This is a genomic window from Pedobacter hiemivivus (assembly GCF_004331685.1).
Lineage (GTDB): Bacteria > Bacteroidota > Bacteroidia > Sphingobacteriales > Sphingobacteriaceae > Pedobacter > Pedobacter hiemivivus.
In genome coordinates this window covers 71725-88230 of the sequence record NZ_SJSM01000020.1, presented here as the reverse complement: position 1 = coordinate 88230, position 16506 = coordinate 71725, and the positions used below count along the sequence as shown (strand labels likewise).

Here is a 16506-nt window from a genome sequence, read left to right as displayed (position 1 = left end):
CAGATAAAGTCTTCGCCTTGGCGAGATTGGCCAAATGGCATGAAAAAGTACGGCAAACGGGATTCAAGTCTTTTAATACAATTGCCAGGTCCATACAGAACCATTATCAGACTATATTGAACTACTTTGATAACAGATCTACTAATGCTTCCGCGGAATCTTTTAATGCAAAAATAAAGGCTTTTAGAAATCTGTTTAGAGGTGTGAAAAACATAGAATTCTTCCTGTATAGACTAACTCAATTGTATGCTTAAAATCCAAAAATTCACGCCTGCTCCACAACTTTTGGGATTGATCCGTTTCTAGCTTCCCTTTAGCAGCAACACTCTTTAGGTACCCGCCAGCGATCAATCCCAAGCCTAAGGCCCCTAAACTGACTCCCGTTGTAAACCTACTCGTTGAATAGGCGCTTTCACCTCCTCCCATAGAAGTTAGCCCCGCAGCCAAAATAGACGCAGCCCCAGCTATGTAAAGAAATTTAGTTGTATTCATACTTCTTCTGTAAGCATAAAGCATATCCATACTCTGAGGATTGTCGGCCATGTCCTTCTTCAGATTAACGTAATTTAACATCTTCAAATCAGCATAGCCGGTATTATAATACAGGTTGGCACTTACTGATGGTGCAGCTCCGGATGGATAATGCATCTCATTTGTATGGTGTGCATCATAGACAAAAGGGGCATATGATAATGTTCTCTCCTGAAAAACATTAATCCGCCCTTCAATAATTCGCTCTGCGAAGCCCGCAGTACGTATAATCCCAATTTTTCTGGTATTGGCAAAAAAACCATCCTTACTATTTAGAAATTTGACTTGTGCTATCGGAACATTTCTCGAGTCGACTCTAACTCGTAGATTCCCTGAAAAATCTGGCCGGATTTTAATATCTCTTGCATAGATAATAGAATCAGAGTAGAGGTACAAAAAGTTCCTGGATTCGCGCAGCTGGGCACGAGCGCTAAAGCCATAGCAAGCCATTGCGATAATAAATAATTTTTTCATATCGGTTATATTTGTGTGTACCTAATGCTACACAAAACCCGACCCAAAAATGGAATTGTAAACAACAAAATACATTAGCTACTTAACGCACTAAGTTAAAAAAATAACAAAAAAATCAAGCATACAATACGTTCATCACATAGGTTTTGGATCCTACAAGTTCTTCTCTCAAAGCTTTATTAGCCAACCTGAGATGTGTTTTAACGGAGTTTATGGTAATTCCCATTTCTACAGCCGCATCCTTATATTTCTTTTTCTCCAGATAAACCAATTTACATACATTTAACCGCTGTACAGAGAGATTCCTGAGTAACTGATATACAGAACGCTCCGATTCGCGGTGCTCAAGCTGGTCATTGTAAACCAGATCATCGCAGCCTAACTTATACTGCTCTATCTGATACTGCCTTCTCTTCTTCCTATTTAATACCACAAGGCATTTATGATATAGGCAGGTTTTGAGATAAGCGCCTAAATTCGAATTGATTTTATCAGCCAATTTTTTATCCATTATTTCTATAAATAAATCTTGAACCTGGTCTTCGGCTTCCATACTATCTTTAAGAAGCATACAGGCCTGAGACCTGAGTGTATGATAATACTTTTGAAACAAATGCTCGTATGCATTTTTATTACCGTCTTTTAGCAGCAATAAGATTAAGTCGTCATTTATTCTCATATCATTTGGCTTATCACATAAACTTTACCGCCGGATTTTATACACTCAAAGCTTTAATATCAACAGCACTTTAACATTTTTTAATCAACTTAACGCACTAAGATGATTTTGACATTAAAAAAGACCGTACATTTTGGTGTATGATCCTGTTGCATACTATATTAAGCGCTATAAAAAACTACCCTAGCGACATCGTTTACGGGGTTTACATTTGGTTACAATTACAATACTATAATACAATTTTTATTTTTAAGTGCATAATTTTTCAATCAAATTATGCACTATAAGTTCTTTCTCAAAAATCCCTAATAACCGTAGTCCTGGCGTAACTTAGGATTGGCATCAATTACCGCTCTCGGCAAAGGTAAAAGTTCAGCATGATTAGGCCGGTAAAGTTCCGCAACATTCGTAACATACAAGGCCGACAAGGCTGCGATCCAGCTCACAGAAGTATAGCCGCTTAAAGCCGCCGCCGGAGCGGGCTCGTACATGGAGTTTTGCCAGATTAATGTTGCTGAGGTGTTTTTGTAAAACCTAACCTGTGGCAGATTTTGATACGGCGCTTGTTTATTTAGCATTTTTGTCAGATTTGCTCTGGTTTCCGTGATTTTCTGGCCCAAAAGGTTCCATCTGATCAGATCATACTTGCGGATCCCCTCTCCCCCGAACTCAAACCACCTTTCATTTACTATTGCTCCAAAAAAGGCATCCTTATCAGCAGTCTGTTGTGGCGTTAGATTAGCTTCAGCTTTATTGGTTAAAATTGTAGCGGTAGCCGTGGCTCCGGTTCCGTTTCCTCCTGTAAAAGAAATAACCGGAGCTGCTGTATAATTGTCGCCAACACTTATAATGGTTATTTTCACCACCTTTCCACCAGAAACACTGGCTACAGCAGCAGCCCCAGTTCCTGTCCCGGTAATCGTTACCGCCGGGATAGCTGTGTAGCCTGTCCCGCCATTTACTACATTTATAGTTTTGATCCCCCTAGCCCAGGCTCTCTGACGAACACTATTCACCGCGCTAATGGCATCCGTCCCTGGCCCTGAATTAATTTCATTATCTGCCTCAGCAAACATTAGCAATACATCAGCGTAACGGATTATGGGCCAGTTTACTCCATAATAAGAAGCTGTAGACTTCAAATCCACTACAGGATTCGAAATCCAGTCTCTTCTGAATTTACCAGAAGCCGCAGCCGGCAATACCGCCCCAAGTTTATTGTTACTTGGGTTAATGGTATAATCGGCGATGGTTACGGGCATTCTTGAGTCCAGCACATCAAAGGAGTAATAGTAAGTTGGCAAAACCCTTACCCCGCCCCCGCCTGCATTGGCACCAACGTTAGGCCCGTCAGAATTACCTAACCTTCCATCTGTTGTGTTCAAGCCTCCCGCCAGTGCAACTTCAAAAATTACTTCTCCGTTAGTTTCTATTTTATGCGCATCTATATTGTCTTTAAAAACAGCTTCGAAACTCGGGTTCAATGCATGTTGTTTGGAATCGATGATGTCCTTACATTCGTCTCTCGCTATTTTATAATATTCCAGGTAATCGGCCCTCCGTTCCATTACACCTGAATTCCTTCTTAGCGAATAGCCTCCACAAAATAGTGCAATCTTCGCACGGATAGCCTTTACCGCTCCTTTAGTGATCCGCTCATCTATAGCAATCCCCGATTCCTTTCTCCATGGGACCAGCTCTTCTGCAATTTTAAGATCGTCTAGTATCCGGTTATAGATACTGTCACGATCTGTCTTTGTTTTAAACAGGTCTGTCTGATCTGCCGAAGGTTCAAATTGTGCTGGAACATCTCCCCAAACCCTGACCAGTTCAAAATAAAACTGGGCTCTTAAAGTCAGGACTTCACCGTGTAATCGCTTTAATGATCTGATATCAGCGGCTGTACCATTGGTATACAGGTCCATTTTCGGAATATTCTTAATGCAGATATTAGCGCTCTCAATACCGCTAAACAGCTGGTTAAATGGTCTTTCCAACTGAATATTTTCTGGTGCTGCATTATACCTGGCAATTGCTTTAGCACCGTTATCTCCACCGCCTGATGAAGTATTCCCGAAGGCAAGGAAATCATCAGCATCAACAGGATAAATTAAGGATAATCGGGAGCCATAGGCAGATTCTCCGGTAAGTCTTCCATAAACGCCCATTACTGCGCTGGTAGCTGTAGTAACCGTACTAAAGGTGTAGGCTTCATCAAAAAATGATTGTGGTTCAATATCCAGATAGCGCTTACATGATGGTAGAATCAATACAGATGCAACCATTAGCATAAGCACAATTGAACGGGTGTAGTATTGTAATTTCATAATGCTATGAATTTGATTAAAGTGTAAGGTTAAGTCCGAATATGTAAGCTTTGCTTCTAGGATAAGCTGAGTAATCTACCCCCCTTGTAACTGGCGAATTTCTTATCGCATTGACTTCAGGATCGTACCCGCTATAATTCGTAATGACCGCAATATTGTTTACCGTACCGTATAGTCTTAAAGATTTTACTTTTATTTTAGCCAGTAAGCCTGGTGAAAAAGTATAACCTAAAGTGATGTTATTGATGCGTAAAAATGATCCATCTTCTACAGCCCTGGAATGTAAAGTATAAGCTCCCGTGCCCTTTAAAGGTTGCCAGATATTAGCCCCTTTATTAATATCATTCAATATTTCAGGAGCTTCACCTATAGCGACCTGTTTTCCACCTACAGTCGCTGTTGTTTGAACAAGGTTACCAAGGTTATCAATGGTTTTCCAGCGGTTACCCATAATGGACAGCATATTGTTGTCAGTTACAAATCCATTGGTAAATTCAATCTTATTGGCATTCATAATGTCATTTCCGATCACAAAATTCGCGAATATGCTCAGATCAAATTGCTTATACCTGAACTGCTGGTTCATCCCCCCAGAAAATTTAGGATTGGCATTGCCTATGATCTTCCTGTCATTCTGGTTTACAACCCCATCGCCATTGATGTCTTTAAATTTGATACTGCCGGGTTGAGAGACACCTGCTGCATCCAAACCATCCGGGATACCACTTTTAAGCGAATAGATTTTAGTTGCCGGATCATAGTTAAAATCCTCGGTTTTATAATAACCATCGGTAACGAAGCCGTACATGGCACCCACCGCCTGGCCAACACTAACCGCATAATCGGGCTGACCAGAAATCCCCCAACCCGAACCTTGCAAATATTCTTTTTGATAGGTAGAAAGTGAAAGAATCTTGTTCTCGTTATAAGAGATGTTAAAATTGGTTTTCCAGGTAAAATCTTTCTTACTGAGAATAGCAGCATCCAGTTGAAACTCAAATCCCTTATTTCTTGTTGAACCTACGTTTTGCAGTTGCGCGGCATAACCGGAAGTTGAAGGGATCGGAACAGGGATTAGCAGGTCTTTAACGTCATTTTGGTAAGCATTAAAAGTAAACAACAGTTTATTCTTTAATATTCCTAGATCCAGACCTATGTTTCTTGAAATTGTTTTTTCCCATTTTAAATTGGGGTTGGCCAGTTTAGTAACGGTATAACTCGGTTGCATCACCTCATTCAAGCCATAGGGGAATAGATTGGTTTGAAATGCGGATAAATAAAGATAATCATCGATCCGATTATTCCCGGCCTGCCCCCAGCTCAGCCTGAGTTTCATGTCTGATATAAAACTAATTGGCTTCATAAATTTTTCCTGCGAGATTCTCCAGGCCAATGATGCTGCAGGAAAATAGCCCCAGCGTTTATCAGGAGCAAATTTTGTAGAGCCATCTGTTCTAAGAGAAAACGCAGCCAGGTATTTACCCTTGTGGGAATAAGTGGCTCTTGAAAAGAATGACAAAATTTTACTTTCTAAAATCAAAGAGGTTGGAAAACTGGTACGCATGGTACCTAAATTCAATTGACCAAGTGCCTTATCAGCAGTAATTCCAGCGGGAAACCCGTTTAACTGTGAATTGTTCTGACGAATATCTGTCTCATAAATCTCCTGTCCCAGTAAAAAAGTGAAGACATTATTTCTGCTAAATAAAGTATTGAATGTCGAATTTGAGAAGTTCAGCACATTTGAAACATTCAATACGCTTTTCTGTGTATTAATCACTCCTGCTACTGGAAGTCCTAAACCATAAAATATAGATCCCGGAGTATTGATATCGTCAAATGAATCCACCTGGGCACTACTATAATCATAACCTGCAGTTGTTCGGAAAGATAAATACCTTGTAAAATTATAATTTACATAGCCAGCAAGATTTATTCCCTTACTTCCATTACTCCGATACTCTGCCTTATTCAAGGCAATAGGATTAATGATAAACACACCATTTCCTACTGCATTTGTTTCGTTGTAATAAGCCTGATCAAAGTCTTCAATTCCAAGATTCACATTGGTGATAAAAGGTTTGTATTTGATAGTCTGCCTTAGTCTTGAGGTTTGTGTTTGTCCGGCCGCACTGGTACCAGCTCCCATAACCTCTTGCGAAATAAACCTTACGGTAGCGCCAGTTTTGAATTTATTACTTGCAACATGGTCAAATTTTAAGTTGGCTATATTCCGGTCAAAATCAGAGTTTAACATAATACCGTCCTGTATATTTTTGGTAAGGCTTATGTTAAAAGTCGTTGACTTGCTGCCACCTGAGATGCCAAAATTATGAGTTTGTATTAAGGCATTTCTACCAAACATTTCCTGTTCCCAATCTATCGCAGGTGTATTTTTGTAAACCGCAAGTGTATCGAAATAAGATCCATATTTCCTGGCAAAGCTAGTTTCTGCATTCACATTTCCTCTGCTTCGCTCGTACTGGTATTCTACAAAATCATATGGGCTCATAACCCCTAATTTATTCGACAACTTATTTATACCCATAAAGCTGTTCACACTAACCACGGTCTTACCCTCCTTTCCACCCTTGGTGGTTACAACAATTACTCCGTTTGCCCCTCTGGCGCCATAAATGGCTGTCGCTGCAGCATCTTTCAAAACATCAACAGATGCAATATCCTGAGGAGAAATCCCTGTCAAACCACTTTCTACCTGCATGCCATCAATAACATATAAAGGTGCATTATCCTGTGTGATGGACCCTCCGCCACGGATAACAATATTGGTTTCTGATCCTGGTGCACCTTCTGATGAGGTAACCTGTACCCCGGCCAAGCGACCAGCAAGCGCATCTGCTGCAGAAGAAATTGGAATATCTTTCAAATCGTTTGCACTGATGGAAGCAACAGCTCCAGTAAGATCCCTACGTGTGACGGTTCCATAACCTACCACTACAATTTCATCCAGGACACTCGTTGATGCTTTCATTTGTATCTTCAATTCTCTCGGGGTTGTCACAGACACTTCCTGAGTCTGAAAGCCCACATAAGAAAACACAAGAATGATGGGATTGCGATCTGCAATCTGCAAAGAGAAATTTCCATTCCCATCAGTTTGGGTTCTTTTCTGAGTACCCTTCACAACAACACCGACGCCAGGCATCGGGCCCCCTTTATCATCTGTCACTTTCCCTTTGATTATTTCCTGTTGCATAAAACTTGCCCGAACAGGCAGGTTAGTCAGCAAAACAAGAACAATAAGCGAAAGCGAATACCAGCTACATTTTTTTTGATTCATACGAAATTAGATATTTGGTTGTCTTCACATATATAGATGTCGTTTCGCAGGAAAAAGGGTGAAGCAAAAAAAAATAAGCTGACGCTTATTTTTTTAAATTAAAAGTAGGACTTACATCGTACTCCGGACTCGCTACAATGGCGAATTTGTATTTATCACCACGATAAAAAGATCTTTCAATTTCAACGACTTTTTCAGCATCACAAAGCACGACGCTGTCCAGTATAAAAACTGGGATTTGCTTGTCTACCTCAAAATTATTCTGTGCAGATGAGGCTTCGAGAATATCTACACCCAGTGTTTGTTTAATATCAGATATCTTTAGGTTATACTCCTCCTCATATGTCTTGAAATAAGAAATCTCTGTAGAGAGTCGATCTATTCTTGGACATAATTTCAATGAAACATATCTGGTTTCGTCTTTCATCAGAATATCGTCTGCATAACGTAATTGACGAATTTTTAAGACAGGTCCATCAATAATATAGTGCTTACCGACAATCTCAGAAGAGATCCCTTCGTTTAAGACTGTTTTTTCAATGATGATATTTTTAGGTGTAAACCCTTCGGCTTTTATTCCCTCGTTAAAACCACGTCTTGTGGAGTTGATAGAACCTAAAGTACGTACCAGCTGATGTTCGACAGTTCGGTTTAGCACAAATGTACCCTTCCCTTTTATCCGCCTCGCATATCCTTTAGACTCTATCTCCAGCAAACATTTTCTGGCTGTAGTATTACTTATTTTATAATCATTGATCAATTCGTTTTCAGAAGGCACCTTATCTCCGGGCAGCAATTCTCCATCTTTAATTTTCTCAATAATCTCTTCACTAATGGTGATAAACTTAGGTTTCATAAGGTAAAATTTCTTAAAATTAGTGATTTTTCGTTAGTATGTGTTACCTGAACCATTTCATCAGTTCCCCGCTGATCAGTTGATGGCCTTTCAGATTGGGGTGGTTTACTTGCGACATATATTCGGCTAGGTTTCCTTTTTTTTGTATGGCTTGAAACAAGCTAAAAGGATCTGCCAAACCTACATGGTATTTTTGGGCCAATGCCCTAATTTGATCGGCATGTGCGGATAGGCTTTTGCCATCCTTCGCGAAAATATCAACTCTTGTATCGGGCGAAGGAGTTAAAAGGATCACTTTTACATTCGCTTCCAGGGCTTTTTGAATCATTTTCTCCCAGGCTTCCTTCGTTTTTTCAAGTCCCGCAGCCCTGTCATTCAGTGCGTAATCAATAAACAGGACATCTGGCTTATGTGGCAGCACATCCTGAGTAAAGCGGCTCTCACCTTTTATTGCATTTTCTCCACCAATTGAAGTGGTAATCACATTGATCACTGCATAAGGATACAATGTTTTCAATTGTTGTAAAAGCAGGTAAGGATAAGATGATAATGTATGTACTTCATGATTGGACCAATAACCTGAGGGTACCGAATGACCATGAAAGACGAGGTTAATAGTTCTGTTTTTTGGCCATTGTTTATTTAATTCAGTTTTTATACCACTAAGGTAAACTGAGGAATCGGCAAGTTGGCCGATACAGATCTGAACTGCCGAAATCAGGATTAATATGGATATACTTATTTTTTTCATATGATTTTTCAGATTTTACCAGGCGAGCACCAGTGTACCAGTCACATTTTTTAACAGATAACTGTTTCCAAATTCTTTTTCAGCTTGCTCAACAACTATTTTCTCGCCTCTCCATGGATAGGCTGCACCAGCGGAAGCTTTTAATTTATCTTTGGTGATGTCTTCATCAGGGAACACCCTGATCACAGCATTTTTTAATCCTTTGATCTCTATTCTCCGGCTTACAGTGGCATCGCCAGGGTAAGTTTCTTTTACAGATACAATCCCTTGCTCTTGTTCTACAAACACCCGGCATTCTTTATGCCATGCGGTTGGTAAATTATAGGTACTAAAGCCTTTTTCGAGCTTCGTTTCAAAGCCTGTAAGTAAGGGAGCACCTTGTGGAAATTTGAATAACTGTTTAGCAGTTGTGCCCGGCACATATCCGGAAAAGTAAAAGCCATTATTACTTCTTGAAAGCGTAAGTACTGGACTTTTTATGGCAGGACTTTCCTTTTCCAAAAGGAAATGATAACCGAACTCCTGTAGGGCATATCGAAGATATAAAGGGCCTGTGCCCCATAAGGACGGGTTATCAGGTGTAAGTAGTTTTTCGTTTTTAGCACTGCTGGAACTTGTACCACGCACATAAACCAGCTTTCCGCCATTCCATTCGGGCTTAGCTCTACTCCACAAAACCGCTCTCTGCTCCTCCCCTTGTTTCGCAGTCATCAACACATGTGTAGTTTTTTCACTTTTATCTTTTACCTGGGTACGTATACCACCGGCAGAAAATAGGGCTTGATGAAGCATTTTTTTCGGGTATGGCTTTTCCAGTTTATCACCCTCCAAATCTGTTTCTATTTGAAACTCTCCCTCTAGCGGCGATATATTTTTAAGATTAAGCAACTCCAGGAACTTCTCGCCAGCATGATCTGCGGGACCGTATATCATTACCTTACCGCCGTTCTCGATAAATCCGATCAGCTCTTTTTCCAATACAGAACCCGCATCCGGGACAATGGTAAGCAGTACAGACTCCTTAAAATAACCAGGTCTGCTTTTGATTAAACGGTTAAAGGATCCCGTCGAAATTACTGTATTCAAAGGAAATCCGTTATTAATAGCCTGGCGGATAAACCAGTCCCCGAAATACACCTCTTTTAACCTGTCTTTTTGCGCATACGTCCAATCGTGGTACTCATCAAAGGGATATACCCATACAAATGGTCCGGCTGTAGTAGGCGCATCATACCGGGCTTTAAGAATATGTGGAATTACCTCATCCGGTACCTGTGCGGGCATGTTACCGAAAGAATTATCTATGGAAAGGAAATTAAGTTGTGTAGGTAAAGTTACTCCGCCATTTGAATCAATCCGGCTAACGGCCATAGGCATATAAATGTCATGGGGTTCGCCACCATACCTGTCAAACCAGGGACTATTTACCCACCAAGGATCATGGGTATAATACCGGAACAAATACCTGTTATCAGGTAATTCAGAAATTCTCGACATATACCCTACCAGTTCCATACCAAAATCACCATCTAATGCTGCCCATGGAGAGTTAGGTGGCGGCAGCAGGTTAAAGCCACCCTTATAAATCCCCCTGAGGTCAACCCCATCCCTAGCCAGGTCTGTACCTGTTGAAAGGTTTGTCCCCCTGGTCTGCACTTGAAATCTTGGACATTCCATACGGAAGATCTTCCAGAATTCCAGGTTTTTAGCCTGTACTTCAGCCAGTTTCCCAGCATCAAATTCTTTCCCGTCAAATATTGCTCCTTTAGATGACCAGGCCTCCATTCCAAAGCCAAAGCCATTGCTTAGCCACAGATAATCAAAACCCATATCCTTTAAAAAATGGTAGCTCTGGCGGCCGAAAAACCTACCGAAAGGTGTATTTGCGGGAATACCTTTAGGAAAGCCCGCGTAGGAGTCTTTATCCGCATTTAACACGGAATAACAATTGACAAAAGATTTAGTGCCCATCGCATTGCCAAGCAATATTTCTGGATGTTTTTTGTATTTAAAATCCGAGCGGGCAAATTCAGGCCCAGGATCAAAAGTAGACCCCACCTTAATTGGCTTACCTGTTACCTGAGCACCCACTTCTTTTAATGTGCTGATGATTAATCTAAGGTTATTATAAGTAAAGTCGGGTGGGTTCTCCATATAAAGATAAGCCCGCTCATGTAGAGAAAGCTCCTTAGGACCAGAACCCACCGCATGTTTTGTATTCGGATTACCAATGTACTTAGCCCATTCTAAGGGTTGATTTTGTTTTCCCTTGTAGTTTAGTATTTCGGAACCGTCGGAAGTCCAGAGCATAATACAGACTGTATCTGCATGCCTCAATAAAGACGACCATTGTGTGAACATTTCCCTGGCTACGCTTTTGATATAAGCCTTATCATTCTTCTTAAATGGCTTTAAAGATGTTTCAAGCGTAATATTATTGAACGACTTGCCCTTTAAGGTATTGGCAGGAATAGGCGAAGCCTTATGTTTTACGCTGTAACAGCTATACATAAGGCTGCCTGTTATGACCAGGATAAAATAGCTGATTAATCTATTCATTAAACAATTACTGATTCTATATTTAAATATTCACCAATCTTCTTAATCGTTTCTGCATGATGGCCAACTCCCAATGCAAAATGATGAGTGGGTCCTTCCTTTACCCATTTCTTAAGGAAGGTACGTACATCTGGTTTAAAAAAGCCCCTTGTATTTGTATTTCCTGTAGGTGGAATAGGTCCTTCAACCGATTCTCCCTCAGCAATTACAAATTTAAACTTCCCTTCGTAAGTCGACGTAATGGAAAGCATGGTAATTGGGCCTTCTTTAATTTTAAATTCAACACCAGCACCAAAACCGGGTTTACCATGATACTTTTTTAAGCTACGTAACACTGGTTTTCCTTGCGCAATGGTAATGTTATGTGGCCCATCGTGTCCAACTAGAATAAAGTTCTCACTAAAATCTACCGGATGGAACTCAGCAAAGCTGCCTCCTATCCCCAAGCGGTCCATGATGAACATGGCAATGCAACATTTAAGATCTGATTCTCCGCACATCGGAAATCCCGCGCCAGTTAGCAATGAATTACCCACAATTAAATTGGTCATCACCTGTCTGGTTGTACTGTTATCCTCGCCTTCGTAATAATAAGCCAGTCCATCCAGTTTTTTGGTCTCCACAAATTTCTCCAGTGCTACTGATACACGAGCGGCCACCTCCAGGTCTGCGTCTTTTAATTTCTCCGAAATAGGATCCGATACCGGATCAGGCGTATCAAAAAAGTCAAGTATCCGCTTTTTCTCCAGTTCTACGTCGGCCACAGCTGTTTCTTCATACTTACTTACAATTTCATTGGCTTCACATTGTACAATGTGCAAACCAAAATGGGCAGTAAGCATTGTTGCATCGGAGTGCATGTCAAGCATCGCCTCTATAGGGTGACCTATGTGACCAATTCGGGCTGTTTTCAAATCATGCAATACCCTTGCAATATTGCAATATTTAGCAATTTCTAGTTCTGATTCTGGATCATTATGCAGTGTACCAATAATCATATCCGGCACCTTTTTCCCCATCCTTACGGCTACACCTGCAAATTCCGGCAATGCACATATATCATCATTATATAGCTGCAAATGTGTAGAAGCGTTGTTATAATCTAGTGCACTGTCTGGTTGTAGGGCTACCAGCACCACCGGTACATCTATGTTCTTAATGATTACACCAAAGGTACTTGAAGTGGCATAGGTAAGCATATCGCAAAAGATCAGATCTAAATTGGCCGCTTTTAGTTTGGGTAAAAGTTCATAAGCACCACTTACTTCATCTACCATACCAAAGTCAATCACTTCTACTTTATTCTTCTGCACTTTTTCTATCAGCACCTCCTGTTTTGCCATGATTTGCTCATAAAGCCCCTCAAACTGGCTCCAGTATTTCACATAACCAACTCCAAAAACACCGATTTTGGGTACGGTCTCTACCCGGCGTTTCATAACAGGAAGCATCTGGTTCTTTTTATCCGGCTCTGCAAGCAGGGTTTCATTTAATTCACTCATAGGTTTAAGTTTAAATATCTTGTTTAATAATTTTTAATGGCTTATAACCAGCTCTTGTTTAAGCGGACTTATTTTAGGTATAAATTTTAAAAGGATTAAAAACGCCAGGGGGTACATCAGGCCACAGATGATCCATAAAGGATCGTAGGAATAATGTTGCACAACTAAACCGATCAGGGGATTGATCAATAAACCTGAAATTGCTCCCGCTGTGCCTGATAACCCCACCACCGTTGATGTTCCATTGTTACCAAATACATCCGATATAGCAGTTATATAATTAGTGATCCAGAAACCATGTGCGAACATTAGTAAGCTCATTAAAGTAATAGCCAGTGCAACAGAAGATACACTTTGAACCATAATAGCTGAAAGCGTTAATGCCGCCGCAATCCCCATCACTATTTTACGTGCCCGGTTAATCGAGATGCCGTTTTTAGTAAGCCTGTCGGATATCCAACCACCTAATATATTGGATATGCCGAGGGCTAAGAATGGAATCCATAACAACTTTCCAATCTCATCAAAGGAAACATTTCGTTGCTCATTGAGATATTTTGGAATCCAGAACATGATGAAATAAAAAACTGGATCGAGTAAAAATCGGATGAGTAAAAACACCAACGCTGTTTTATTACTTAGTATTTTCAGGAAGGAAATGGTCTTTTGTTTCTTAACTGGAGTAACTTCTGGCGTTCTGCTGTTTTTCCATGGGATAACTACCCAGCAGATTACCCATAAGATACCCACTGCTCCTGGTATGATAAAGCTCCATCGCCAGCCAAAAGAATTGGAGATGAGAATGGTTAACGGAGGGGCCAGCACCGCACCTATTGCTGACCCGCCTATGGCTATACCGTTAGCAAACGCGCGCTCCTTCTTTTCAAACAATTCACTTACTGTTTTAGCTGCTGCCGGGAAGCAGCCACCTTCGCCTACCCCCAGCAGAAATCTAAAGATCAGTAACTGGTAAAAACTATCAATTACGCCATGAAGTGCACTGGCTATCGACCAGATCAATACGGAGAAACCAAGCCCTATTTTACCACCAAACAATTCCGTTAACCTGCCACCTATGGTAAACATAAGTGCATAGCTGATCAGAAAGCTGGTATTGATCATTCCGTATTGAACATCATCCAGGTTAAATTCTTTTTGAATTTTTATGATCGTAATGGAAAGCACCTGCCTATCCAGAAAGTTTAAACCGGTGGCAACAAACACCATTATTAAGATTAACCAGCGGAGATTATTTTTCATGAAGTTGTGGTTTATTGGTCATAGCAAACACTAACTCCCCGCCTTCAGCAAGTTCCTGATGACTGATAAAAGGAGTAGCTAATAGTTTTCCATTAAATGTAACAGATTGTACGTATTTATTTTCTTCGGAAAGGTGATTTGCCTTAATTTCCAGTTTACGCAATCTGTTGTCGATATTAAAAGTCATCGTTAATGCAGGAAACTGGGGAGCCCCGAGTGCATACATCCCAGATCCGGGAGTAACCGGATAAAAGCCCATTACACTAAAAATATACCAGGCCGACATCTGTCCGCAGTCATCGTTACCATTTATGCCCTCCGGCTGATTCAAATAATTTTCACGGGTATGTTTTCTTACCAGTTCCTCTGTTTTCCAGGGCTGTCCGCAATAATTATACAGATAAGCATAATGGTGCCCTGGTTCATTGTTATGCGCGTAATGTCCGCCTTCAAAGTTTTGGTCGAGTTTGGCAGCGAACTTCTCCTTCCCACCCATCATATTGATCATTCCCGGAATATCCTGCATTACACAGAAAAGATAGGTCCAGGGACTTCCTTCCGTAAAGCTAAGCTTTGTATCCCCGCCCCAATTACCATTGTATTTTTTCGGCTCCATAAAGCCAGTCTTTTCATTGTACAGGTTTTTATAATTTTCGGACCATTTCATCAGTTTCTTATAATCATCAGTTTTATTCAGTCCTTTTGCAACCTGGGCAATACAATAATCATCTAGTGCATACTCCAGTGTCCTTGAAACAGACTCTGCCGTCTTATCTGAGGGCACATAACCTAGAGAATGATAGTAACTCAACCCTGTCCGCCCCTCAAAGCCAGTCCATTCTTGTCGGTCGTAGCCCCAACTTTTTGTATCATGATCTGGCGGCACCAAGGCATTCTTTCTCATGGCTTCATAGGCCAGGTTCAGATCATAGCCTCTAAAACCTTTTACATAAGCATCAGCAATGACTGCATCAGCGTGTGTACCTATCATGATATTGGTTTCGGCGGGGTTAGGCCACATTGGCAGCCATCCCCCTTCCTTGTACATTTGCAGCATCGAGCTGATCATGTCATTTACTCGTTCGGGTTGCGTAAAAATAAATAAAGGATGTAATGCCCTGAAGGTATCCCATAGGGAATAGTCATTGTACGAAATTCCTTTATGCACCTGATCATCAAAAGCGCTATAATATCTACCATATTCTGAAAATTCTCTTGGAAATAACATGGTATGGTACATTGCCGTATAAAAAATACTGCGTTGATCTGTTGTGACTCCATCTATTTTAATTCGCTCTAGATTTTTCTGCCATTTGTTACGTGTGGTCTGAACGACATCATCGAAATTCCAATCCGGAATTTCCCTACTCAGATTCTCTCTGGCCTGCTCAAGACTGATAAATGAAGTAGCAATTTTCACTGTTAATACTTCGTTCTTTTTAGTAGGAAAACTAATGTAGGCCCCTATTCTTTTACCATAAATTTCGGTCTCATTTTTAACAATGGCTTCAGGGGTCCAAACTCCATAATTCTTAATTTTCCTATTGAATTTCAAAACGAAGTATCCCTTAAAGTTGGGCAGCTCCGGGCCAAGGTTATAGGCTGTCCGGTCTGGGTTATAACCGCTGATCTCCTGGTTTAGTGTATCAATATAGATGTATCCTTTGAGTTTAGACCGCTTATTAGATTTATTATGAAAGTCATCTTCTGCCATATTTACATTAATTCCCTGTATAATTAAGTGGCTTTCTTTACTAGCCGGATATGTAAATCTCATCATTCCGCATCTTTCTGCAGCAGCCATTTCAGCATTAACTGAGCCGCCCTGTTTATCATGCATTTTTACTGCATAATAATAAGCTTTAGCGGTTTCCTCTTTGTGTGAAAATTTCATTTTACGCTGCTCTGGGAGCACAGCAAGTTTTCCTGCTTGTGGCATTACAGAAACATAGCCATAATCACCCATCCAAACCGTGGGTTGATGCGTTCCTATAAACCCATGAATGGTGGAGTCTTCATAAATATATGGCATCGCCTTCATCTTATTCTCACGTGTTTGTGCAGTAAAATTGGTCATTGCGAATGGTGGCCCAACACTTGGCATGGTTCCCCCCTTGCCTTTAGCAGGGGTTCCGATCAATGGATTTACTGCATCAACCTCAGCAACTGCCTTATTTTTTTTCTGAGCCAGTGCACAATTAAAAAGTAAAATAAAAATGAGTAAAGAATTTCTTGTTATGATCATCTTATGATACAGAGGGTATTT

The 16506-nt window shown here is 40.7% G+C and carries 11 protein-coding genes; 1 reads left to right on the top strand and 10 read right to left on the bottom strand.

Features of this window, described 5'->3' with window-relative positions; all coding sequences use genetic code 11:
• Nucleotides 1-17: 17 nt before the first annotated feature.
• Complete coding sequence (locus EZ444_RS21795; RefSeq protein WP_225874809.1) at nt 18-254, top strand: transposase; 237 nt, start codon at nt 18-20, stop codon at nt 252-254.
• Here the strand turns inward: EZ444_RS21795 and EZ444_RS21790 are convergent.
• From EZ444_RS21790 to EZ444_RS21745, 10 genes are all read right to left on the bottom strand, one after another.
• On the bottom strand, nt 196-1005 hold the full coding sequence (locus EZ444_RS21790) for a hypothetical protein (RefSeq protein ID WP_131611313.1): 810 nt from the start codon (nt 1003-1005) through the stop codon (nt 196-198). The genes EZ444_RS21795 and EZ444_RS21790 overlap by 59 nt on opposite strands.
• A gap of 115 nt (nt 1006-1120) precedes the next feature.
• Nucleotides 1121-1684: a sigma-70 family RNA polymerase sigma factor gene (locus EZ444_RS21785; RefSeq protein ID WP_131611311.1), complete on the bottom strand. Its 564-nt coding sequence runs from the start codon at nt 1682-1684 to the stop codon at nt 1121-1123.
• Nucleotides 1685-1989: 305 nt separating this feature from the next.
• Nucleotides 1990-4011, bottom strand: coding sequence for a RagB/SusD family nutrient uptake outer membrane protein (locus EZ444_RS21780; protein WP_131611308.1), 2022 nt, complete (start codon nt 4009-4011; stop codon nt 1990-1992).
• Between the two features lie 16 nt (nt 4012-4027).
• Nucleotides 4028-7312 carry a SusC/RagA family TonB-linked outer membrane protein gene (locus tag EZ444_RS21775; RefSeq protein ID WP_131611304.1) on the bottom strand — a complete coding sequence of 1095 codons (3285 nt, stop codon included), beginning with the start codon at nt 7310-7312 and terminating at the stop codon, nt 4028-4030.
• A gap of 85 nt (nt 7313-7397) precedes the next feature.
• Nucleotides 7398-8168: a GntR family transcriptional regulator gene (locus EZ444_RS21770; protein WP_131611302.1), complete on the bottom strand. Its 771-nt coding sequence runs from the start codon at nt 8166-8168 to the stop codon at nt 7398-7400.
• Nucleotides 8169-8211: 43 nt separating this feature from the next.
• Nucleotides 8212-8919 carry an SGNH/GDSL hydrolase family protein gene (locus EZ444_RS21765; protein WP_131611300.1) on the bottom strand — a complete coding sequence of 236 codons (708 nt, stop codon included), beginning with the start codon at nt 8917-8919 and terminating at the stop codon, nt 8212-8214.
• A 15-nt stretch (nt 8920-8934) separates the two neighbouring features.
• Nucleotides 8935-11478, bottom strand: coding sequence for a hypothetical protein (locus EZ444_RS21760; protein WP_131611298.1), 2544 nt, complete (start codon nt 11476-11478; stop codon nt 8935-8937).
• Complete coding sequence (locus tag EZ444_RS21755; RefSeq protein ID WP_205945326.1) at nt 11478-12980, bottom strand: L-fucose/L-arabinose isomerase family protein; 1503 nt, start codon at nt 12978-12980, stop codon at nt 11478-11480. The genes EZ444_RS21760 and EZ444_RS21755 overlap by 1 nt, the downstream gene beginning before the upstream one ends.
• A 33-nt stretch (nt 12981-13013) precedes the next feature.
• Nucleotides 13014-14240 (bottom strand): MFS transporter, encoded by a 1227-nt coding sequence (locus EZ444_RS21750; RefSeq protein WP_131611296.1) that lies wholly within the window; start codon nt 14238-14240, stop codon nt 13014-13016.
• A complete protein-coding gene (locus EZ444_RS21745) occupies nt 14230-16485 on the bottom strand; it encodes a GH92 family glycosyl hydrolase (protein WP_131611295.1) in 2256 nt (751 codons plus the stop codon). Before EZ444_RS21745 ends, EZ444_RS21750 begins: the two co-directional genes overlap by 11 nt.
• Nucleotides 16486-16506 lie beyond the last annotated feature (21 nt).

What these genes read in the sequence shown, in the direction of transcription:
- EZ444_RS21790 (WP_131611313.1), bottom strand. Translation starts at nt 1,005, where the DNA reads ATGAAAAAATTATTTATTATCGCAATGGCTTGCTATGGCTTTAGCGCT.
- EZ444_RS21785 (WP_131611311.1), bottom strand. Translation starts at nt 1,684, where the DNA reads ATGAGAATAAATGACGACTTAATCTTATTGCTGCTAAAAGACGGTAAT.
- EZ444_RS21780 (WP_131611308.1), bottom strand. Translation starts at nt 4,011, where the DNA reads ATGAAATTACAATACTACACCCGTTCAATTGTGCTTATGCTAATGGTT.
- EZ444_RS21775 (WP_131611304.1), bottom strand. Translation starts at nt 7,312, where the DNA reads ATGAATCAAAAAAAATGTAGCTGGTATTCGCTTTCGCTTATTGTTCTT.
- EZ444_RS21770 (WP_131611302.1), bottom strand. Translation starts at nt 8,168, where the DNA reads ATGAAACCTAAGTTTATCACCATTAGTGAAGAGATTATTGAGAAAATT.
- EZ444_RS21765 (WP_131611300.1), bottom strand. Translation starts at nt 8,919, where the DNA reads ATGAAAAAAATAAGTATATCCATATTAATCCTGATTTCGGCAGTTCAG.
- EZ444_RS21760 (WP_131611298.1), bottom strand. Translation starts at nt 11,478, where the DNA reads ATGAATAGATTAATCAGCTATTTTATCCTGGTCATAACAGGCAGCCTT.
- EZ444_RS21755 (WP_205945326.1), bottom strand. Translation starts at nt 12,980, where the DNA reads ATGAGTGAATTAAATGAAACCCTGCTTGCAGAGCCGGATAAAAAGAAC.
- EZ444_RS21750 (WP_131611296.1), bottom strand. Translation starts at nt 14,240, where the DNA reads ATGAAAAATAATCTCCGCTGGTTAATCTTAATAATGGTGTTTGTTGCC.
- EZ444_RS21745 (WP_131611295.1), bottom strand. Translation starts at nt 16,485, where the DNA reads ATGATCATAACAAGAAATTCTTTACTCATTTTTATTTTACTTTTTAAT.